Origin of the sequence: Pseudomonas sp. NPDC086566 (assembly GCF_050280885.1) — a bacterium.
Taxonomy (GTDB): domain Bacteria; phylum Pseudomonadota; class Gammaproteobacteria; order Pseudomonadales; family Pseudomonadaceae; genus Aquipseudomonas; species Aquipseudomonas vlassakiae.
The window spans coordinates 217,874-239,470 of the sequence record NZ_JBNNWD010000003.1 but is presented as its reverse complement, the minus strand read 5'-3'; the positions used below and the strand labels follow the sequence as shown (position 1 = coordinate 239,470).

The 21,597-nt window shown below is 65.0% G+C and carries 16 protein-coding genes and 2 pseudogenes; 6 read left to right on the top strand and 12 right to left on the bottom strand.

What is annotated here, in order from left to right; translation table 11 throughout:
• The first annotated feature begins 143 nt into the window (after positions 1–143).
• Positions 144–365 carry a DUF3820 family protein gene (locus ACQKPS_RS08355; protein ID WP_132846455.1) on the top strand — a complete coding sequence of 74 codons (222 nt, stop codon included), beginning with the start codon at positions 144–146 and terminating at the stop codon, positions 363–365.
• A gap of 104 nt (positions 366–469) precedes the next feature.
• Here ACQKPS_RS08355 and ACQKPS_RS08350 read toward each other — a convergent pair whose 3' ends face one another.
• From ACQKPS_RS08350 to ptsP, 3 genes are read right to left on the bottom strand one after another with little or no spacing between them, the layout of a single operon-like run.
• Positions 470–2,200 carry a PTS fructose-like transporter subunit IIB gene (locus tag ACQKPS_RS08350; RefSeq protein WP_427603587.1) on the bottom strand — a complete coding sequence of 577 codons (1,731 nt, stop codon included), beginning with the start codon at positions 2,198–2,200 and terminating at the stop codon, positions 470–472.
• Positions 2,197–3,144, bottom strand: coding sequence for a 1-phosphofructokinase (gene pfkB / locus ACQKPS_RS08345; RefSeq protein ID WP_427603585.1), 948 nt, complete (start codon positions 3,142–3,144; stop codon positions 2,197–2,199). The genes ACQKPS_RS08350 and pfkB overlap by 4 nt, the downstream gene beginning before the upstream one ends.
• Positions 3,144–5,996 carry a phosphoenolpyruvate--protein phosphotransferase gene (ptsP, locus tag ACQKPS_RS08340; protein ID WP_427603584.1) on the bottom strand — a complete coding sequence of 951 codons (2,853 nt, stop codon included), beginning with the start codon at positions 5,994–5,996 and terminating at the stop codon, positions 3,144–3,146. Before ptsP ends, pfkB begins: the two co-directional genes overlap by 1 nt.
• A gap of 296 nt (positions 5,997–6,292) precedes the next feature.
• Between ptsP and cra the strand changes: the two genes are divergently transcribed.
• Positions 6,293–7,288: a catabolite repressor/activator gene (cra, locus tag ACQKPS_RS08335; protein WP_254483246.1), complete on the top strand. Its 996-nt coding sequence runs from the start codon at positions 6,293–6,295 to the stop codon at positions 7,286–7,288.
• A gap of 2 nt (positions 7,289–7,290) precedes the next feature.
• A complete protein-coding gene (locus ACQKPS_RS08330) occupies positions 7,291–8,067 on the top strand; it encodes a TatD family hydrolase (protein WP_427603583.1) in 777 nt (258 codons plus the stop codon).
• A 40-nt stretch (positions 8,068–8,107) separates the two neighbouring features.
• Here the strand turns inward: ACQKPS_RS08330 and ACQKPS_RS08325 are convergent, their stop codons facing one another.
• The 4 genes from ACQKPS_RS08325 to ACQKPS_RS08310 form a co-directional block, all read right to left on the bottom strand.
• The gene (locus ACQKPS_RS08325; protein WP_427603843.1) at positions 8,108–8,812 is read right to left on the bottom strand and encodes a methyl-accepting chemotaxis protein; all 705 of its coding nucleotides are present in this window, start codon (positions 8,810–8,812) and stop codon (positions 8,108–8,110) included.
• Positions 8,813–10,233: 1,421 nt separating this feature from the next.
• Positions 10,234–11,076, bottom strand: coding sequence for a regulatory signaling modulator protein AmpE (gene ampE, locus ACQKPS_RS08320; RefSeq protein WP_254483243.1), 843 nt, complete (start codon positions 11,074–11,076; stop codon positions 10,234–10,236).
• On the bottom strand, positions 11,073–11,645 hold the full coding sequence (ampD, locus tag ACQKPS_RS08315; RefSeq protein ID WP_254483241.1) for a 1,6-anhydro-N-acetylmuramyl-L-alanine amidase AmpD: 573 nt from the start codon (positions 11,643–11,645) through the stop codon (positions 11,073–11,075). Before ampD ends, ampE begins: the two co-directional genes overlap by 4 nt.
• 89 nt (positions 11,646–11,734) lie before the next feature.
• Positions 11,735–13,879, bottom strand: a complete 2,145-nt coding sequence (locus tag ACQKPS_RS08310; RefSeq protein WP_427603581.1) for a DUF1631 domain-containing protein — start codon at positions 13,877–13,879, stop codon at positions 11,735–11,737.
• A gap of 244 nt (positions 13,880–14,123) precedes the next feature.
• Between ACQKPS_RS08310 and nadC the strand changes: the two genes are divergently transcribed.
• The gene (nadC, locus tag ACQKPS_RS08305; RefSeq protein ID WP_427603579.1) at positions 14,124–14,972 is read left to right on the top strand and encodes a carboxylating nicotinate-nucleotide diphosphorylase; all 849 of its coding nucleotides are present in this window, start codon (positions 14,124–14,126) and stop codon (positions 14,970–14,972) included.
• Between the two features lie 54 nt (positions 14,973–15,026).
• On the opposite strand, the gene trxB is transcribed toward nadC, so the two are convergent.
• Positions 15,027–15,989 (bottom strand): thioredoxin-disulfide reductase, encoded by a 963-nt coding sequence (gene trxB, locus ACQKPS_RS08300; protein ID WP_054887507.1) that lies wholly within the window; start codon positions 15,987–15,989, stop codon positions 15,027–15,029.
• 311 nt (positions 15,990–16,300) lie between these two features.
• Between trxB and cysZ the strand changes: the two genes are divergently transcribed.
• Complete coding sequence (cysZ, locus tag ACQKPS_RS08295; protein WP_254483238.1) at positions 16,301–17,029, top strand: sulfate transporter CysZ; 729 nt, start codon at positions 16,301–16,303, stop codon at positions 17,027–17,029.
• Between the two features lie 49 nt (positions 17,030–17,078).
• Here the strand turns inward: cysZ and ACQKPS_RS08290 are convergent.
• Together ACQKPS_RS08290 and ACQKPS_RS08285 are read right to left on the bottom strand one after the other, a co-directional pair.
• Positions 17,079–17,507: pseudogene (locus tag ACQKPS_RS08290) on the bottom strand (methyl-accepting chemotaxis protein); the annotation flags it as partial.
• Between the two features lie 165 nt (positions 17,508–17,672).
• Positions 17,673–18,305 (bottom strand): annotated as a pseudogene (locus ACQKPS_RS08285) (PAS domain-containing protein); the annotation flags it as partial.
• A 269-nt stretch (positions 18,306–18,574) separates the two neighbouring features.
• Between ACQKPS_RS08285 and ACQKPS_RS08280 the strand changes: the two are divergent.
• Positions 18,575–19,789: a glycosyltransferase family 4 protein gene (locus ACQKPS_RS08280; protein WP_254483236.1), complete on the top strand. Its 1,215-nt coding sequence runs from the start codon at positions 18,575–18,577 to the stop codon at positions 19,787–19,789.
• Here the strand turns inward: ACQKPS_RS08280 and ACQKPS_RS08275 are convergent.
• A complete protein-coding gene (locus tag ACQKPS_RS08275; protein ID WP_283723969.1) occupies positions 19,758–20,861 on the bottom strand; it encodes an NADH:flavin oxidoreductase in 1,104 nt (367 codons plus the stop codon). The two genes, ACQKPS_RS08280 and ACQKPS_RS08275, sit on opposite strands and share 32 nt — an antisense overlap.
• Before the next feature lie 169 nt (positions 20,862–21,030).
• Positions 21,031–21,513, bottom strand: coding sequence for a glutathione peroxidase (locus ACQKPS_RS08270; RefSeq protein ID WP_254483234.1), 483 nt, complete (start codon positions 21,511–21,513; stop codon positions 21,031–21,033).
• Positions 21,514–21,597: the final 84 nt, after the last annotated feature.

The following is a 21,597-nucleotide window of genomic DNA, read 5'->3' as shown; positions in this document are numbered from 1 at the left end:
CAAGCAATAGAATTAAATCCTTTTAAATCAGTGAGTTACAAAATAGCCCAGCGAAGAGCGAAACGGCGTTATGCATGATTGCCGCTTGGGTAGTCGTGCAGATTGCAGTATGGTCGCCGCTCATTCACTGCCAGGCTTCATCGATGAAACCGGAAATGCTTGAACTGCTGGTTACCCGCAGCATGCCTTTTGGCAAATACCAGGGACGGATCATTGCCGACCTGCCAGGGGACTACCTGGCCTGGTTCGCACGCAAAGGGTTTCCGGCGGGGGAGCTGGGTGGGTTACTGGCGTTGATGCACGAGATCGACCATAACGGCCTGGGCGATCTGCTGGTGCCGTTGCGGCAGAAGCATCGGCGCTAGCCTGTCATGGCCCTTCGCGGCTAAAGCCGCTCCTACAGGTATAACGCTAATCCCTGTAGGAGCGGCTTCAGCCGCGATAAGGCCGGCAATGCCAACAGAAGGCTCTAGCCTTCCACCGGCGCAACAGCCAACTCCACCTGCTCGCTCTTCTTGATCACTGCATACACCACGGCAGTCACCAGGCTCCCCGCCACAATCGCCAGCAGATACAACAATGCATGGTTGATCGCATTGGGGATCAGCAACACGAACAGCCCGCCATGCGGCGCCATCAGCTTGCAACCGAAGTACATCGACAGCGCGCCGGTCAATGCACCACCGGCAATGCTCGCCGGGATCACCCGCAACGGGTCCTTGGCCGCGAACGGAATCGCCCCTTCGGAGATGAAGCACAGCCCCAGCGCCAACGCCGCTTTGCCCGCCTCGCGCTCGCTCTGGGCGAACTTGCGCCGGGCGAGGAAGGTGGCGATGCCCAGGCCGATCGGCGGGACCATGCCGGCGGCCATGGTCGCCGCCATCGGCGCATAGCTCGAAGAGGCCAGCAGCCCCACCGAGAAGGCATAGGCGGCCTTGTTGATCGGCCCGCCGAGGTCCACGCACATCATCCCACCCAACAGCAACCCAAGCAGGATGGCGTTGGTGGTGCCCATGCTGTCGAGGAAATGCGTCAAGCCTTCGAGCATCGCCGCCACCGGCTGGCCGACCACATAGATCATCACCAGGCCAGTGAACAGGCTGGCCAGCAGCGGGATGATCAGGATCGGCTTGAGTGCCTCCAGGCTGCTCGGCAGGCGCGCCCAGCGGGCGATGGCCTTGGCGCTGTAGCCGGCGAGAAAACCGGCGACGATGCCGCCAATGAAACCGGCACCCAAGGTGCTGGCCAGCAGCCCGCCGATCATGCCCGGGGCAAGGCCCGGGCGGTCGGCGATGGACCAGGCGATGTATCCGGCCAGCAGCGGCACCATCAACTTGAACGCCGCCTCGCCACCGATCTGCATCAACGCGGCCGGCAGGGTGCCTGGCTGCTTGTAGGCCTCGATGCCGAACACGAACGACAGGGCAATCAGCAAGCCACCCGCCACCACCATCGGCAGCATGAACGAGACACCGGTGAGCAAGTGCTTGTAGACGCCGGTTTTCTCGCCCTTGGCCGGTGCCGCTGACGCCGCATCCCCGACATTTTCAACCTTGGCTTCGACCAGGGCCTTTTCCAGGGTCGCATGGGCCTGCTTCAGCGCGATACCGGTGCCGCAACGGTAGATGCGCTTGCCCGCAAAGCGTGCCGTCGGTACCTCGATGTCCGCCGCCAGCAGCACCACATCAGCCTCCGCGATGGCCTGGGCCGACAGCGGGTTGCGCGCACCGACCGAGCCCTGGGTCTCGACAGTGAGCTGGTAACCGCGTTGTTGCGCCGCCTGTTGCAAGGCTTCGGCAGCCATGAAGGTATGTGCCACACCGGTCGGGCAGGCGGTCACCGCGACAATCCGTACAGCCGCTGAAGGGGCGACGCTAACCGCTTGCGCGGACAGCACCTCGGCCTTGCCTGCCGCCTCCTCGAGAAAGCCCTCGCGGTCGGCCAGGGCCTGGGCCGGGGTACTCTGGTACACGCGCTTGCCGGTGAAACGCGCAAGCTCAACCGGGCCGGTACTGACCACCAGCACCCAATCGGCCTCGGCGATCTGCGCAGGCGTCAGTTGGCGTTCAGGATGTTCGGCATCCTGCACTTCGACACTGGTGCTCCAGCCGCGACGCTGGGCGGCAGCCGCCAGCAGGCGGGCACTGAGTACGCTGGACACCTGCCCGTTGGGGCAGGCGGTGACGATGGCGATGTTCATCGGCAACCCTCTTGTTGTTCTGTCAGTTGCACGGCGGCTTCAAGGTGCACCAGCTGCTCGCGGTCGCAGATGCCGAAGCCGACCTGGGTCACGGCCTGTGCGGCGATGGCAGTGGCGCGGCGCAGGGTCTGCTGCGGGCTTTCCGCCGCCAGCAGGCCATGGACCATGCCCGCGACCAGCGAATCTCCCGCGCCCACGGTACTGGCTACCCGCACCTGCGGCGGCCGCGCCTGCAGCGCTTGGCCAGCGGCGAACCAGCTCACGCCCTGCTCGCCCGCCGACACCACCACATGCTCCACCCCACGCGCCAGCAGTTGCTGGGCCGCGGCACGTTGCTCGGCGGTGGTTTGCACGGCCAGGCCGAGCACTTCGCCCAACTCTTCGGTATTGGGTTTGACCAGCCAGGGGGCAGTCTGCAGGCCAGCACGCAACGCCTCGCCACTGCTGTCGAGCGCCACCTTGAGCCCTTGCTGGCGCAGCTGTTCAAGCAGTTGGACGAACCACTCGGGGCTGATCCCGCGCGGCAGGCTGCCCGCGACCACCACCGCGTCGTGCCCGGGCGCTACCTGCTGCAAGCGGCTCAGCAGCTCGGCGCGGTCGGCATCGTCGACCTCCGGCCCCTGGCCGTTGATGTCGGTTACCCGGCCATCGGCCTCGACCAGCTTGAGGTTACTGCGGGTTTCACCGGCCACTCGCACGAAGCAGTCGGCAAACCCGCGCCGGGCGATCAGCGCTTCGAACGGTTGCAGGTTGTCGCGGCCCAGAAAGCCCCCCACGGTGACGCTGTGGCCCAGATCAGCCAGCACCTGGGCCACGTTCAGGCCTTTGCCTGCAGCGTGGCTTTGCTGGGCCTGAGCACGGTTGACGTGGCCTGGGCGCAAGGCGTCGAGGCTGACGGTGATGTCCAGCGCCGGGTTCAGGGTCAGGGTGAGAATCTTGGCCATCAATAACGCTCCACCAGCGCGCGAACCGCCGCGGCGCTGTCCTGTTGCAAGGCCTCGCGCGCCAGGGCGCGGGCCGTTTGGTGATCAGCCTGGCGCACCAGGGCTTTGACTTCGGCAATGCTGCGGGCAGCCACGCTCAGCTCGTCGACATCCAGGCCCAGCAGCACGGCAACCGCTTGCGGGTCGGCAGCCAGTTCACCGCATACACCTACCCACTTGCCCTCGGCGTGGGCGGCGCGCACGGTCATGTCGATCAGGCTCAGCACCGCCGGGTGCAGGCCGTCTGCCTGGGCAGAAAGGCTCGGATGGCCACGGTCGATGGCCAGGGTGTACTGGGTCAGGTCGTTGGTACCGATACTGAAAAAGTCCACTTCACGGGCCAGCTGTGGCGCCAGCAAGGCGGCGGAGGGCACCTCGACCATGATCCCGACCTGCAGGTCGGCGACCGGGATTTCCAGGCGCAGACGCTCGACCATCGCACGCGCTTCGCGCCATTCGTGGACCTGCCCGACCATGGGGAACATGATGCGCAAGGGGCGCTGATCGGCGGCGCGCAGCAAAGCGCGCAACTGGTCTTCCATGATCTGCGGGCGTTGCAGGGTCAGGCGCACGCCGCGCACGCCGAGGAACGGGTTTTCCTCGGCATCGATCGGCCAGTACGGCAATGGCTTGTCGCCGCCCACATCGAGCGTGCGCACGACCAGTGGCCGGCCGCCGAGGCCATCGAGCACGCGGCGGTACTCGGCTTCCTGGATAGCCACGTCGGGTGCCTGCGAGTGGGCCATGAAGATCAGCTCGGTACGCAGCAGGCCAACGCCTTCGGCGCCTTGGTCCACCACCTTGTCGATGCCACTGCTCTCGCCGATATTGGCGAACACTTCGACGGCATGACCATCACGGGTTACCGCCGGCTCATGGCGTTGGGCCCACGCGGCTTGCAGCCGTTGTTCGCGCAGGTCACGCTCGGCCAGGGCGCGCTGCAGCTGGTCGGCCGGCGGTGCGATGCTGACCCTGCCACGCTGGCCGTCGAGCAACAGCGGGGTGCCGGAAGCGAGCAGCAGGATCGCCGGGCCCGCGCCGACTACCGCCGGGATACCCAGGGCACGGGCCACGATCGCGCTGTGCGCGGTGGCGCCGCCGTAGGCGGTAACGATGCCGGCGACACGGGCCGGGTCCAGGCGGGCGACATCGGAGGGTCCTACCTCGCTCATCACCAGTACGTAGGGTTGTTCCGGTTCGGCCTGAGCCTGCACGCCGCACAACTGCGCCAGCACACGGCGGCCGATGTCGCGCAGGTCGGCAGCGCGCTCGGCCAACAGCGCATCGTGCAGCGCTTCCTGCTGGCGCGCCGCCGCTTCGATCACCGCCATCCAGGCGGCGGCCGCGCTCTCGCCCTGCGCCAGGCGGGCGTCGACATCGTCGCTCAGGGCCGGGTCGGCGAGCATTTCCTGGTGGGTGACGAATATCTCGCCAATCGACTTGTCGCTGCGCTGCACCAGCGTCTGCAATTCTCCGTTCACGGCATCCAGTGCATCGCGGAGTTTCAAACGCTCCTGAGCGGGCGACTCGCCACGCAGTGGGTAGTCGATATCGCGTTCAACGCAGACATGCGCCGGCCCGCTGGCAATACCGGGTGATGCACTGACGCCCTGGACCCAGCTGCCGGCAGCAGGCGCCTGAAGCGGTGCGGCCGCACTGGCAACGACTGCGCTGGCGCTTGGCACCAGCGGCTCAACCGCTTCGCCCAGGCCTTGCTCGATCGCTGCCAGCAGCACTGGCAAGGCATCGGCGGCTATCGACGATTCAGCGGTCAACTCAAGTTCCTGACCACGGCGGGCGCCGAGGCTGAGCAGTTTGCTCAGGCTCTTGACCGACACCGCCGGCTGCGCGCTGTCGAGCACGCGCAGACGGATATCGCCCTCAAAGCCCTTGGCCAGTTGCGCCAACACCTTCGCCGGGCGAGCGTGCAGCCCATGCGGGTTGGCCAGCACGATCCGCGCACTCGGCCAGTCAGCCGGTGCCTCGCCGCCCAGTACCTCCAGTACGGCGCGGCTGCTGGTGGCCTGGTAGAGGGTTTGCCCACGGCCTTCGATCAGCACTTCGCACAGGCGTTCAAGCAGCGCCTGATGGGCCGCGCCGAGGCTGGCCAGGCAGAACAGGCCATTGAGCGGCTGGTCACGATAACGCAGGGGCTGCTGCGGAGTGATGAAGGCAAGGCCCGGTTGACGCACCTGGCGCTCGCTGTGCAGCCACCACAAGCCCTCACCCAACGGCAGGGGGGCGGCCTGTTGCAGCACCGCAGCGAAGCCGCTGTCGACACAACCGGCGCGCTGCAGCAGACGCGCACCGCGCCAGGCCAGCTCGTCGAAATCTTCAGCCGGCAGGTTCAGGCCGACCAGCTGCGCATCCAGCGCCAGTTCCTGCGGCGCACCTTGCAGCAGCTTGAGCAACGCCTCGGCAGAGCTGGCCCGGCGCAACGCCTCGGCCAGGTCGGTTTCGCCGAGGGCACGGGTCAGCAGTTGCAGCAGGCGCAGATGTTCGTCGGAACGGGCGGCAATGCCGATGGCCAGGTAGACGATCTGGCCATCCCCCCAGTCGACACCTTCAGGGAACTGCAGCAGGCGCACGCCGGTGGCGAACACCAGCTCTCGCGTTTGCGGGGTGCCGTGGGGGATGGCGATGCCTTGGCCAAGAAACGTCGAGCCTTGCGCTTCGCGCGCCTGCAGGCCGTCGAGATAGCCTTCGGCAACCAGGCCGTCGGCAACCAGCTGCTCCGCCAGCAGGCGCAGCGCCGCTGACTTATCGGCGGCCTTCTGGCCCATGGCTATCTGCTCTTTGACGAGCTCGAGCATGACCTTCTCCTTTTGCAGCCCCGGCTTGGTTTGGCTGCCGGGTACTGAGGTATTGTTGTGATATTCACGGAATCAGCCAGTTCGACAGCCTTGCGAGGCCGACCGTCGAGGCAGAAAAATCAATAGCTGAAACGTTTAATCTGACCAAGCGGCCACGTTACTCGATAATCTTCAAGGGAAAAAGCCCCATCCTGTCGGACAATTGCGACAATGGTCGTCTGCGCGTGGCGGCCAACCCGGGTCAAACTACCCGGTCCTGGTCCGTAGCCAGTCCCGGTAATAACAAGGAAAATTCGGTGAAACTCAGCGATATCGCCCGTCTGGCCGGTGTGTCAGTGACCACTGCCAGTTATGTCATCAATGGCAAGGCCGAACAGCAGCGCATCAGCAACAGCACTGTCGAGCGGGTGCGTGCGGTGGTCGAGGCCCATGGCTTCACGCCCAACCCGCAAGCAGCCGGCCTGCGCAGCCGCCACACCCGTACCTTGGGCTTCATTCTCCCGGATCTGGAGAACCCCAGCTATGCCCGCATCGCCAAACAGCTGGAACAAGGCGCCCGCGCCCGTGGCTACCAGCTGCTGATCGCCAGCAGCGACGACCAGCCCGACAGTGAGCGCCAGCTGCAGCAGCTGTTCCGCGCCAGGCGTTGCGATGCCCTGTTCGTCGCCAGCTGCCTGCCGCCAGCGGACGACAGCTACCGTGAGCTGCAGGACAAAGGCCTGCCCGTGATCGCCATCGACCGGCGCCTGGACCCGGCGCACTTCTGCTCGGTGATCAGCGACGACCGCGATGCCAGCCGCCAACTGGCCGACAGCCTGCTGGCCACCGCGCCGAAAAGCATTGCACTGATCGGTGCCCGCCCGGAGCTGTCGGTCAGCCAGGCCCGCGCCGGTGGTTTCGACGAAGCCATGCAAGGTTTCGGTGGCGTGATCCGCCGCTATCAGGGCGAGAGCTTCAGCCGTGAATGCGGACAACGCCTGATGCAGCAGCTGATCGACGAGCAAGGTGGCCTTCCGGACGCCCTGGTGACGACTTCTTATGTGCTGCTGCAAGGGGTGTTCGACACCTTGCAGACGCGCCCGGCCGATTCGCGCCAGCTGCACCTGGGCACTTTCGGTGACAACCAGTTGCTCGACTTCCTGCCACTGCCGGTCAACGCCATGGCCCAGCAGCACGGCCTGATCGCCGCCACCGCACTGGAGCTGGCCCTGGCCGCCATCGAGCAAAAGCGCTACGAGCCAGGCGTGCACGCCATTGGCCGAACCTTCAAGCAACGCATCAGCGCGGCCTGACCATGCGCCTGATCGACACCCACACCCACCTGGACTTCCCCGACTTCGACGCGGACCGCTCCCGCCTGCTGGCCAACGCGGCGGCGCGCGGGGTGGAGCGCATGGTGGTGCTTGGGGTGTACCAGGCGAATTTCCAGCGAGTGTGGGACCTGGCCTGCGCCGAAGACGGAGTACATGCGGCCCTGGGGCTGCACCCGGTCTACCTTGAGCAGCACCGGCCGGAGGACCTGACGCAACTGCGCGAATGGCTGCAGCGCCTGCATGGCGACCCACGGCTGTGCGCGGTTGGCGAGTTCGGCCTGGACTACTACCTCGAAGCGCTGGACAAGCAACGCCAACAGGCGCTGTTCGAAGCCCAGCTGCAGATGGCCTGTGACTTCGCACTGCCTGCCCTGCTGCATGTGCGCCGCAGCCATGCCCAGGTGATTGCCACGCTCAAGCGCTACAAGCCGGCGCGTGCAGGGGTGATCCATGCCTTTGCCGGCAGTTACGAAGAGGCGCGCGAGTACATCAGGCTGGGCTTCCGGCTTGGCCTGGGCGGTGCAGCGACCTGGCCGCAAGCGTTGCGCCTGCACAGGACCCTGCCGCGCCTGCCGCTGGATAGCATCGTGCTGGAGACCGATTCGCCCGACATGGCCCCGGCGATGTTTGCCGGCCAGCGCAACAGCCCGGAGCATCTGCCCGAGATTGCCGAAGCGCTGGCCGAGCTGATGGGCCTCGAGGCTGAAGTACTGGCTGAGGCCAGCAGCCGGAATGCCTGTGAGCTTTTTGGCTGGTAGTGCCGGCCCTTTCGCGGGTAAAGAGTACAAAAGGCCGGCGTTAGACCCTGAACGCCCCGATCAGGCGCTTCAACTCCACCACCTGCGACGAAAGCACCCGGCTGGCATCCTCGGCCTGGCAAGCACCTTGGGTGGTATCCTGCGCCGCCCGGTTGATCGCGACGATGTTGCGGTCGATGTCATGGGCCACCGCCGTCTGCTGCTCCACCGCTGCGGCTATCTGCTGGTTCTGCTCGACGATACCCCCCACTGCCCCGAGGATGTTGCCCAGCGCCTGCTGCACCTGACGCGCTTCATCGACAGTGCCCGCCGCCATCTGATGGCTGCTGCCCATCGCCCGTACCGCCTGTTCCACGCCGTCGCGCAGGCGCTGGATCATCTGCGCGATCTGCGCGGTGGAGTCCTGGGTACGCCGGGCCAGGGTGCGTACTTCATCGGCCACCACGGCAAATCCCCGCCCCTGCTCACCGGCCCGCGCCGCTTCGATGGCGGCGTTCAACGCCAGCAGGTTGGTCTGCTCGGCAATGCTGCGAATCACCTCCAGCACCTGGCCAATGGCCTGGCTGTCATCGGCCAGCCGATTGATAGCCAGCACGGTCTGGTCGATTTCCTCGGCGAGGCGTCCGATGCTCTGCTGCTGGCTGGCCACCAAGGTACGGCCGCTGACGCTTTCCAGGTTGACCTGCTGCGCGCCGTTGGCCGCCAGCGCGGCACTGCGCGCCACCTCCTGCGCGGTGGCGCTCATCTGGTTCATCGCCGTGGCCACCTGCTCGATCTGTTCACGCTGGCCACTGACCGCCTGATTGCTCCGCGCCGACACCGCCAGCACCTGCCCGGCCTGCTCTTCGACCGCCACCACAGTGCGCCCGACCTGATCGATCAGGCTGCGGATACGCCGCACGGTCTCGCTGAAACCCTGGCCCAGTTCACCCAGTTCATCACGGCTGTGCGCCTGGAAGCTGACCGTCATGTCGCCTGCCGCCACTTTGTCCATGGCGCCTCCCAAGCGGCGCAAGGTTGCCCGGGTCGAGACATAGAAGCCGCCGTACAGATACAGGATCAACACGAAGACACCGGCCAGGACCGCACCCAGGGCAAGCATGCGCAAGCGTTGCTCGGCCAAGCGTTGCTCAAGCTGCGCCTGCAGATGCCCGAGTACGGCGTCGTTCAGGCGATACGTTTGTGTCATCAGTTCGCTGACCTGCTGATAGAACCCCGGCCATGGGGCATCGAGGGTCTGCGCCACGACCACTTGGTCTTCGAACAACGACGCGGCCTGCTTGAGCGTCGCCTGGCTGGCTTGCGCTGCGACCTTCAAAGCGGCTGTGGCGCCGGGGTCCGTGGCCAGGGCGTCCTCCAGGCGCAGGGCATAATCTGCCGCAAGACGCTCCAGGCGTTGCAGCACGTCTTCGAAACGGGCGCTGCCCGAGGAGTCGATAAAACCCCTTCCCAGCGCAATGGAGCCTAAGGCCCTGCCCTCTCCCAGCGTCTGGGTAACCTGCGCCGTGGCAACCCCGAGCAGTTCGCTCAACTGGCGTACCGAAGCCTGGCGGTCCTGGCTCAAGCCAGCCTGGCTGGCCACCTGCTTGCCCAGCAGCTGGCCCTGGGCCTGCAGCTTGTCGAACAGGGCGGCCTTGCTTTGCAACGAAGACTCCGACCGGGCGGCGACAAATGCCGCAGTCAACTCCTCGAGCTTGCCTGGCGGCACCGCCTCATCGCCTTGCAGCCTGTGCAGCTGTGCCTGGAGCTGGTCCTGCAACGCTGCGATCTGCGTTTCTACATCCCCGGCCTGGCCCGACTGGCCGAGCCCGGCATTGATCTGCAACAGGTTGCCCAGCGCTTCCAGGTCGGCGCGCAGGGTCAGGCTGTCCCCCAGCGGGGCAATGCCCTGCAACTCGACTCGGGTGGCATGGAACTGCTGGTAGGCATCGCGCACCAGATAAAAACTGGTGGCCAGCATGGGCAGGAAGAACAGGACGCTGATGAGGCTGAACTTCTGGCCGAAGCTCAGCCGATTCATCAATGCGATGGCCGGGTAGAGCAGACGCTTCACGGGGCACCTCCATGGATTCTTGTTGTTCTGCAGAGATAGCACTCGGCCACCTGTATAACGCAGATCGAATCGGAGGTTTGTAACTTAAGGTTAATCGCTGCCTGCCGAGGTACTCAGACCAGGACTGTCCACAGGGCAAACCCTGCATACCACAACACCGCGCAGCGCAGCAGCAACGCCCACAGGCTGTCCAGCCGCCCAAGGCCGCGTTGTGGGTCCTGTTCCTTGGGGATGTCGTCGGGAACGTCATCGGCGATGCGCCCGACCCTGGCCACCAGGTGCCCGGCGCTGATGTGCCAGTTGAGCAACTCGTGCAGCATCACCCGCATCACCGCAACAAAGTTGCCGACCAGCGCGAAGCTCAGGGTCAGCACGCGCACCGGCAGCCAGTCCATGATGTGCCGCAACTGTTCGGCACGGGCCTTGAGCGCAGGCTGGCGGCTATGCTCGCCCGTCAACGCCAGCAGGCGGTAGGCCAGGGCCGCGCCTGGGCCAAGCACGAAGTACCAGAAGATCACCGCGAAAAAGCTCTGGTAGGCCTGCCACAACAGGTAACCCTGCACACGGACCAGCAAGCTGTGCGGCTCGTCGGCCGCCAGGCCCAGGTCACGTTCGGCCACATGCAGCGCGGCCTGGTCGTCGCCACGCCTCCAGGCATCGCGAAACGGCCCCAGGGAACGCTTGGCATCGCCGCGCCCCAGGCTGTAGATCAGCACCAGCAGATGCACTGGCAAAGCCAGAAAACCGTAGGCCACCGGGTCCAGCACGTGCAGCAACAGCACCAGCAGCGCCACCGGTGCCAGCACCAGGACCGCCAGCGTCCACCCGGGATGCACCTTGCCGCTGCGCTCCAGGCGCACCAGCTCGCCCAGGAAGAAACCGTCCCGTTGTACCTGATGGCGCAGGGCAGAAAACTTCTCTACCCACAGCGCCAGTAACAGCACCAGAAAACTCATGCGTCGTCCTCGTTGTTCTTCAACGCCTTGCGGTAACGCGCCCAGTCGAACGCCGGGCCGGGGTCGGTCTTGCGCACCGGAGCGATGTCACAGTGGCCCTGGATACGCTCAAGGTCGATCACCGGCCAGGCGGCCTGGATCTGCCGGGTCAGGTGCCTCAACACCGCGTATTGGGCATCTGTATAGGGCAGGTCGTCGGTACCTTCCAGCTCGATACCGATGGAAAAGTCGTTGCAGCCCTCACGCCCGTCGAAACTCGATACACCGGCATGCCAGGCACGGTCGAGCAGCGACACGAACTGAGTCACCGCACCATCGCGTTCGACGAACAGGTGCGCCGACACCGTCAGGTGGCTGATGCTGGCAAAGTAAGGGTGTTCGTCAGGGTCCAGGCGGTTCTGGAAGAATTGCTGCACCTTGCCGGTACCGAAGCAGGCTGGCGGCAGGCTGATGTTGTGGATCACCAGCAGGGAAATCGCTTCACCCTGCGGGCGGGCGTTGAAGTTCGGCGAAGGGCAGTGAGTGATTCCGTTTCCGTGGAACCAGCCAGTGGCACGGTCCAATTGCATGGGGGCAGATCCTGAAAACACCGGTACAGAGCTGCAGTATGCCCTGCGCACGGGCCGCAGTGCATGTGAATGATTGTAATGCCGTCGGCTCAATTCAGCTGTTGCTGACGCAGGCCTTCGAGCACGGTTTCCAGGGCCCGCTCGAACAGCAGGCCATCATCCAGCAACCGCGCCTCGCCTCGGCGCAAGGCCTGCGCCAGGCCGACCGTGCTCCATTCGCGCACCTTCATCCCGGTGCGGTTGGCGAAGACCAGCCGGTCGCTGCTGTCGATGCGCGCCACCAGCTTGCAGCGCAGCGGCTCTTCGTCATCGAGCATTTCCACCCAGGTACCGATCCGCAGGCGCTGCACCAGGCGCAGCTCTGGCGCTTGCTCATCGCGTTGAAGCAGCGGTGCGCAGACGGACTCCTCGGCGATGGCCAGCACGATGTCCTCGGCCACCAGCACTTCAGCCAGTTCACCACTGCCGGCTGGCTGGTCGGCCCCCGCGCAGGCACGCAAGTGCAGTTGCTCCAGTTGCAGGAAGAACTCGCGGGTGGCAGCCGAGTCCAGCGCCACGCTGGCCAGGCCGTCACGCAGGGCCTTGAGCAGGCCAGGCACTTGTTGCAACAACACCTGCGGCTGTTGATGCGGGGCAATGCTGGCCAGCAAGGTATCCATGGTCCGCAGCCCCTGCTGCCAGGCTGGGGACGCTTCGCCCTGCTTGAGCCAGGCCATCAGCAGGACCTGGCTCCAGGCGTGCACCAGCATGTGCACCACCCCCTGCGGCAGGGTGCGCCCGCGCAGACGCTGGTTGAGCGCTTGCTGCACGTGCTGACGCGCTTGCAAGGCACGGGCGCGTCCTTCTTCAGCATCGCGTGTGCGCTGCTCAAGGAGCTCGTTGCGCCGGCGCTCGTCCTGGCTGAAGGCGAGGAAATCATGGAGTAGCTCGGCGAACAGCGTGGTGTCTTCAGTGAAATCGTTGAGCAAGCGCTGGACGATGCGCTCCACGCGCAGATGCAAGCTGTCGCGCATGCCTTCGCTGCCGGTTTCCCAGCCGATCGCAGCAGCGGCGATTTCGTTGAGCAGGCGCCGCGCCGGGTGGCTGGCGCGGCTGAACAGGCTTTTGTCCAGCAGCGCTACCTTTAGCAGCGGAATATGCAAGCGAACGATCAGTGCGCGCAGGCTCTGCGGCAGGTTGTCGTCGGCAGCGATGCAGGCGAACAGCAGCCCGACCAGGTTGATCGTGTCCTCGTCAGCGCAGGCGATGCGCCGGCGGGTGCCACTGCGCACGCTGACCCGCAGCAGCAGCTGTTCAAGCTGCTGCTCCAGGTCGAAATCGTCATCGTCGGTCGTCGCCGGCACGTAGTGCTGCAGGTGCGAAAGCAGGCGCAGCAGGTCGGCCGTACTGATCGGCTGGGCGGCGGCGGCGGCTTGCAGGCGCGGAGCGACCCGGCCTCTGCAGGGTGCCAGCAGGCCCTCCAGCGACTGCATGAAGGCCTGCCCGGCACTGTCCGCGCCCATCGCATCGGCCTCGAGGTTGGCCGACACGCGTCGCGTACCCAGGCGGCGGTCCTCGGCGCGCCGCCGTGGTGCCGCTTGCAGCTCCGGCATCACGCCCGCAGCGGCCAGCAACTGGTTGGCTTGCGCATAAAGCACGTCGACGTCACGCAGCACATAACGCTCGAACAGCTTCAGGAGAATCAGCTTGACCCGCAGGCCCACACCCAGATTGCGCCCGGCATCGAGGAAGTAACCACACAACGCAGCAGGCCCGAACGGGTTCTGCTGTTCGTCGAAGCTGCGCGAGAGCAGGCATTGCAAACGCTGGCCCAATTGCTCGAGGGCGACGCCATCGCGCGACAGTACGCGGGCAACCATGCCATCGACGGCAGCGGTACGCTCCTTTTGCGCTTTGTTTTTCGCCCCCATCTGGCCCAGCGGGTCGAACTGGCCGATCCGCGCGAAGGTGTCGTAGAAGATGTCGAGAAAGCCGCGTTCGATGTGCTTGCGCTTCAGGCGCAGGTCGCGCATGGCCTCGAAGTAGAGGTTCTGGTCGAACCGGTCCAGCGCCCGATCGGCCATTTCGAACAGCATATCGTCGGCATTGTCGAACAGCGCCTGCAGGCCCTGACGCAATTGCAGCGCGGCCTTGTCACGCACCTGCAGGAGCAACACCGGAAGGCAAGGCAAAGGCGTGCGAGCGCCCCGATCGATGGCGGCCGAAAGGGGCACCACCTTGCCTTCTTTTTGCATCCCGGACTCCTTGCTGGGTGACGTAATCGATACGGCGAGAAATCGTCAAAGCTATGACGCCAAATGTTGGGCGCCATTATCGATAAAAATGCCGATAGCTGCCAGCACTCTTCGCCGGCCGATTAATGACCGCGGTTTCAGGCAAATGCTCACGCGGCCTGACCAAAGGTCACCTGCACGGCAGCTGTACACGGCGCCGCCCCCCTGCCCTATAATCGCCGGCACCTAGCTTGTGGAGCCGACCATGCCGAACCTACGCCTTGCCGACCTGACTGCCGAGATCGAAGCCAATGTGCGCCGCGCACTGCTCGAAGACATCGGCAGTGGCGACATTACCGCGCAGCTGATCCCGGCCGAGCGCCTGGCCAAGGCCACCATCATCACCCGCGAAGACTGCGTGATCGCCGGCACCGCCTGGGTCGATGCCGTGTTCCGTCAGCTCGACCCGCGCGTGGCGGTGCACTGGCAGGTTGCCGATGGCGAGCGCGCCACCGCCAATCAGCCGCTGTTCCACCTCGAGGGCCCGGCCCGTTCGCTGCTCAGCGGTGAGCGCAGCGCGCTGAACTTCCTGCAGCTGCTGTCGGGCGTGGCCACTCGCGCCCGCTTGCTTGCCGACCTGGTCGAAGGCACCCAGGTGCAGCTGCTCGACACCCGCAAGACCCTGCCGGGCCTGCGCCTGGCCCAGAAGTACGCGGTCACCTGCGGCGGTTGCCACAACCATCGCATCGGCCTGTACGACGCCTTCCTGATCAAGGAAAACCACATTGCCGCCAGCGGTGGCGTGGCCGAAGCCGTGGCCGCAGCGCACCGCATCGCCCCCGGCAAGCCGGTGGAAATCGAAGTGGAAAGCCTTGACGAACTGCGCCAGGCGCTGAGTGCGGGCGCGGACATCATCATGCTCGACGAGCTGACCCTGGACGAGATGCGCGAAGCTGTGCGTATCACCGCAGGCAAGGCCAAGCTGGAAGCCAGTGGCGGGGTCAACGAAACCACCTTGCGCGTGATTGCCGAGACCGGTGTCGACTACATCTCGATTGGCGCCATGACCAAGGATGTGAAGGCCGTGGATTTGTCGATGCGCCTGAGCCTGTAAGCGAATCGCAGGCTAAAAAAAACCGGCCAATCGGCCGGTTTTTCTTTGCCTGAATCAGAACGAGGCGTTGGCCAGGCCGTCCAGGTAACGCTCGACGTCCAGTGCCGCCATGCAGCCAGCGCCAGCCGAGGTGATGGCCTGACGGTAAACGTGGTCGGCCACGTCGCCCGCAGCGAACACACCTTCGACGTTGGTGGCGGTGGCGTTGCCTTCACGGCCGCCGTTGACCACCAGGTAGCCGTCCTTGAGGGTCAGCTGGCCTTCGAACAGCGAGGTGTTCGGGGTGTGGCCAATGGCGATGAACACGCCGTCGACCTTGATTTCGTCGCTGCTGCCGTCGTTGTTCTTCAGGCGCGCACCGGTCACGCCCATGTTGTCACCCAGCACTTCGTCCAGGGTGGCGTTAAGCTTGAGTTCGATCTTGCCTTCAGCGACACGGGCGTTGAGCTTGTCGACCAGGATCTTCTCGGCGCGGAAGGTTTCACGGCGGTGCACCAAGGTCACCTTGCTGGCGATGTTGGCCAGGTACAGTGCTTCTTCCACGGCCGTGTTGCCGCCGCCGACCACGGCGACCGGCTTGTTGCGGTAGAAGAAACCGTCGCAGGTGGCGCAGGCCGAAACGCCCTTGCCCATGAACGCTTCTTCCGATGGCAGGCCCAGGTAACGGGCGCTGGCGCCGGTGGCGATGATCAGCGCGTCGCAGGTGTACTGGCCGCTGTCACCCACCAGGGTGAACGGTTTTTTGGCCAGGTCGACGGCATTGATGTGGTCGAAGACGATCTCGGTCTCGAAACGCTCGGCATGTTCCTGCATGCGCTGCATCAGGGCCGGGCCGGTCAGGCCGTGGGGGTCGCCCGGCCAGTTGTCGACTTCGGTGGTGGTGGTCAGCTGGCCACCCGCCTGCATGCCGGTGATCAGCAGTGGCTTGAGGTTGGCGCGGGCGGCGTAGACCGCAGCGCTGTAACCGGCAGGGCCGGAACCGAGGATGATGACGCGCGAATGACGTACTTCAGACATGTCGAACTCCTGTCGAGCGGGCCACAAGGGCCGCCAGCTGGAAATTAAAAGGGACCCACGCAGCACTTGGGGAAGGCTACAACGCGCAGGCCCGGAAAGCGGAAAGTTGAGCGCACTGTAGCGAGGTGGCAGAGAGTAAGGAAATATCCATCGACAATCCACCTCATAGGCATCCTCTATCTGGCAATTTCGCCTGGGCCAACGCTGCTGGCACATTTGTTACAGCCGGTTTCTTCATGTGTGCCTGCCTTTCGTCGGCGCGGCAAACTCGGTAAGGTCAGCGCGTTTTCCCTTCTCTGCGGAGTGTTCCGATGCAAGCCCCTGTCCTCTCCGGCCCCCAGTACCTGCGCGAAGGCCTGAAACTGGTGCTCAGCCCCAACCTGCGAATGTTCGTGCTGTTGCCGCTGGCAATCAACCTGCTGTTGTTCGGTGGCCTGATCTACTTCGCTGGCCATGAATTCAGCCTGTGGCTCGACGCGCTGATGCCGACCCTGCCCAGCTGGCTGAGCTTTCTTTCCTACATTCTCTGGCCGCTGTTCGTCGCTTTGCTGGTGCTGATGGTGTTCTTTACCTTCACCCTGGTGGCCAACGTCATCGCCGCGCCGTTCAACGGCTTTCTTGCGGAAAAGGTTGAAGTAGTGGTGCGCGGCCAAGACCCGTTCCCGGCGTTCAGCTGGGGCGAGCTGGTGGCCATGGTGCCACGGACCTTCGGCCGCGAGATGCGCAAGCTGGGTTACTTCCTGCCGCGGGCCATCGGCCTGTTCATCCTGTCGCTGATCCCGGTTGTCAACGTGGTCGCCGCACCGCTGTGGCTGATCTTCGGGGTGTGGATGATGGCCATCCAGTACATCGACTACCCGGCGGACAACAACAAGATGAGCTGGCAGGACATGCTCGCCTGGCTGCGCCAGAAGCGCTGGCAGTCGCTGGGGTTTGGCGGGATTACCTACCTGGCGCTGATGGTGCCGCTGGTGAACGTGCTGATGATGCCCGCGGCGGTGGCGGGGGCAACGCTGTTCTGGGTGCGCGAGCGCAACTGAGGCCGCTGACCAGGAACGATGAAAGCCGGGCCGCCAGGCGGCCCGTGCATCAGTGGCTCAACTGACTGGAAAACTGCCCCACTGCATCCACCACCTTCTTCGCCCCCTCCTGAATCTCGACCATCACCCCGCCGGTATCCGCCGCAAGCGCCAGGCCCTGTTCGGCCTGGCGCTTGCTGGTGTCGATGATGTCTACCGCCGCCTGGGCGAGCTGTTCGTTCTGCTGCACCACCTTGGCGATCTCTTCGGTCGCGCTGCTGGTACGCGACGCCAGCTGACGCACTTCGTCGGCAACTACAGCGAAGCCACGGCCCTGCTCGCCGGCGCGGGCGGCTTCGATGGCGGCGTTGAGCGCCAGCAGGTTGGTCTGCCCGGCGATGTCGCTGATAGTCTTGATGATGGCGCCAATCACCTTCGACTGCCTGTCCAGCGCCTGGATGCCGTCGGCAGCATCCTGCATGGAGCCTTCCAGCCCACGCATCACGTCGACGGTCTGAGTCACCACATCGGTGGCTTTGCGGGCGCTGCTGTCAGTTTCCAGGGAGGTGTTGTAGGCAATGTCGGCAGCCTGGGCTATCGCCAGCTCCTGATTGACCTGGTCGGTGATCACGGTGGCGAACTTGACCACCTTGTACAGCACGTCGTGGGCATCGAAGATCGGGTTGTAGGAAGCCTCCAGCCAGATGGTGCGCCCATGGGCGTCGATCCGCTTGAAGCGATCGGCCACGTACTCGCCCCGGCGTAGCCTGTCCCAGAACGCCTGGTAAGCCGTCGAATTGACTTCAGCCGGATCACAGAACATGCGGTGATGCTTGCCACGCACCTGTTCGAGGCTGTAGCCCACCGTCTGCAGGAAGCGGTCATTGGCGGTCAACACCTCGCCGTCGAGGTTGAATTCGATCACCGCGGTGGAACGCATCAGAGCCTTGATCAGGCTCTCGTGCTCACGCGAGGTCTCGATGGTGCGGGTCAGGTCGCTGGAGTGCATGGAAAAATGCCTGATCCGCCCGTCGACAGTCTTCACCGGCTGCAGGATGGAGCGCAGCCAGGCTTCTTCACCGTTGCCGCGCAGCAGGCGGAACGCGCCGTTGAGGTGCTCGCCACGGGTAATGGCGTTTTTCATGCGCTGGTAGAAGTCGAGCTTTTTCACGTGGGCCGGCACGATCTCTTCAATGTTGCGCCCAATCAGTTGCTCGGCACGGTAGAGCATCTCGCTCTCGAAATTGCCGTTGACCTGCTCGATGCGCCCCTGGGGGTCGAGCTGCAGCACCAGCATCTCGCTGTCGAGGCTGCTTTTGACCTGCTCGACGGCCATCAGCTCTTCGCGCAGTTGCTGGATTTCTTTCTTGAGCTTGCTGTTGAACATCACCGCACTCCCGGAGCGCATCAGACCGATTCGGATGCATCTTCATCGGCTGCGCCGCGGGCGGCTTGAGCGCCCTGCAAAGAAATATTCACACACGACAAACAGCCGAAAATCCGGCGTCACCTGGGCGTCACAAGGCTGTCATGTGAGCGCAACGCAGCAGGTGGACACTTTTTCTCATGAAAACACCTGCCCTACGCATTTGCCTTGTCAGCGAAACCTTCCCACCCGAAATAAACGGTGTGGCCAATACCCTTGGCCGCCTCAGCGAAGGTCTGCGACAGCGTGGCCACCAGGTAGAGATCGTGCGCCCACGGCAAGCCAACGAGGCACAGGCGGATGATGACCAAGGGCTGTTGCTCTGCCGAGGCTGGGCACTGCCCGGCTACCCCGGCCTGCAGTGGGGCGAAGTGTCGATGCACAAGCTGCTGCGCCGCTGGCGCCGGCAGCGCCCGGACGTGCTGTACATCGCTACCGAAGGGCCATTGGGCCTCAGCGCCCTGCGCGCCGCGCGGCGCCTGGGCGTTGCCGTGGTCAGCGGCTTTCACACCAATTTCCCACAGTACTCCGGACAATACGGCCTCGGCCTGCTGGCTCGCCTGCTGACCCATTACCTGCGCTGGTTCCACCGGCGCACCGCCGCCACCCTGGTGCCCAGTGTGAGCCAGCGCCTGGAACTGGAACGCCGTGGGTTCGAGCGCCTCGCCTTGATGGCCCGGGGTGTCGACGCCGGCCTGTTCAACCCGGCCAAGCGCAGCCAGGCGCTACGGGAAAACTGGGGGCTCGACGCGGACGACATCGCCGTGCTGCACGTCGGGCGCCTGGCAGCGGAAAAGAACCTGACACTGTTGCAGCCCTGCCTGCAAGCCTTGCAGAACACTCACCCACAGCGGCGCCTGCGCCTGGTGGTGGTGGGTGATGGCCCGCAGCGTGCGGCACTCGAGCAGCAAATGCCCGATGCCGTGTTCTGCGGCGCCCAGCGCGGCGAAGCGTTGGCTGAACATTACGCCAGCGGCGACCTGTTCCTGTTCCCGAGCCTGACCGAAACCTTCGGCAACGTGGTGCTCGAAGCCATGGCCTCGGGCTTGGCCGTGGTCGCCTACGATGAGGCCGCCGCAGCTCAGCACATCCGCCATGGCCACAGCGGCGCGCTGGCCATGCCTGGCGACCCGGGCGCATTCATCGATGCCGCCTGCTGGCTGCTGGAAGAAAACGAAACCCTGCGCCGGGTCCGCCTGAACGCCCGCCAGCACGCCAGCCGCCAAGGTTGGCCGGCGATCGTCGAGCAGTTTGAGTCGCACCTGTTCAATGCCTGTCACACGGCACCTGCCGGCAGCCAGCCGGCCGGCGCCGCGCTGGCGATCAAGCCAAGGTCGTCAACGCCTCGCGGCTGAACGGCAGCACATCCGCTTCACGCCCTTCGCGTACCTTCTGCGCCCATTCGGCATCCACCAGCAGGGCACGGCCAACCGCCACAAGGTCGAACTCTTCATCGCCCAGACGGCGCAGCAAGCCTTCCAGGCTGGCCGGTCTGGCCACCTTGTCGGTAGCGACCATGAACTGCAGGAACTCACCATCGAGCCCCACGCTGCCGACGGTGATGGTCGGTTTGCCCGTGAGCGTGCGGGTCCAGCCGGCCAGGTTCAGCTCGGAGCCTTCGAATTCTGGCTCCCAGAAGCGCCGGGTCGAGCAATGAAAGATATCCACACCGGCCGCCGACAGCGGCTCAAGGAACGCCGCCAGTGCTTGCGGGGTTTCCACCAGGCGTGCGCTGTAATCCTGCTGTTTCCACTGCGAGAAGCGGAAGATGATCGGGAAGTCCGGCCCCACGGCAGCGCGCACGGCCTGGATCAGCTCGATTGCGAAGCGCGAACGGCCGGCCAGGTCACCGCCATATTCGTCGCTGCGACGGTTACTGGCGTCCCAGAAGAACTGGTCGATCAGGTAGCCGTGGGCGCCATGAATCTCCACACCATCCATGCCGATGGCCTTGGCGTCGCGGGCAGCCTGGGCGAACGCGGCGATCACGTCGCGAATATCGTCATGGGTCATGCCATGCACCAGCACCTGGCCGTCCTTGACCTTCTCGCTCGGCCCGTACCCCGGCACGCTGGCGTCCGGCTCGGTGCCCAGGCGGCGTACCATGCCCACATGCCACAGCTGCGGCACGATACGCCCCCCTTCGGCATGTACGGCGTCGACCACCTGCTTCCAGCCTGCCAGGGCATCCTCACCGTGGAAGCGCGGCACATTGGGGTAACCGTTGGCTGCCTGGTGCCCGACCGTGGTGCCCTCGGTGATGATCAGCCCCACGCCTGCTGCGGCACGGCGGCGGTAGTACTCGACCACGCCCGCGTGCGGCACGCCACCGGGGCAGAAGGTACGGGTCATGGGCGCCATGACGACACGGCTGGGCAACTCGAGCGCGCCGAGGGTGAAGGGTTGGAACAAAGGGTTGCTGGACATGGGGCGCTTCCGTCTGAGGGAGGAAATGCACCTGAGGTTAGGGGCAGCGCGGGGCTGGGCCCAGCATTATTGATGTGAGTGATTCGCAGGTATCGAAGTGGAAGACCGTGGGAGCGGGTTTACCCGCGAATGCGTCGGTATGGCCGCTGCAGCATTCGCGGGTACGCAGTCAGTTCAGGGCTTTTTCGATGGCCTGCACCACCGCTGGGTCGTCCGGCGCGGTACGCGGGGCGAAGCGCGCCAGCACCCGGCCGTCCTTGCCCACCAGGAACTTCTCGAAGTTCCAGGTGATGTCACCCGGGAACTCCGCCCCCTCGCCCGCCAGCAAACGGTACAGCTGGTGGCGGTCGTGGCCATTGACCTCAAGCTTGGCACCCAGCGGGAAACTCACGCCATAGTTCAGCCTGCAGAACTCCTGGATTTCCTTTCCGCTGCCCGGCTCCTGGCCAGCGAACTGGTTGCAAGGGAGGCCCAGGACATTGAAGCCCCTGCCCTTGAACTGCTGCTGCAGCTTCTCCAGCGAGGCGTATTGCGGCGTCAGGCCGCACTTGGAGGCGACATTGACCACCAGCACTACCTGGCCCTTGAACGGCGCCAGGGGCAGGTCCTCGCCGTTCAGCGCCTTCAACGTCAGGTCGTGAAATGCACTCATGATGATCCCCTTCAGGTTGCCGGTTGCCGCAGAAGGCGAATTGCGCCCACTAAAAAGGCGCCCTTGCAAGCCGCGCACCTCCCG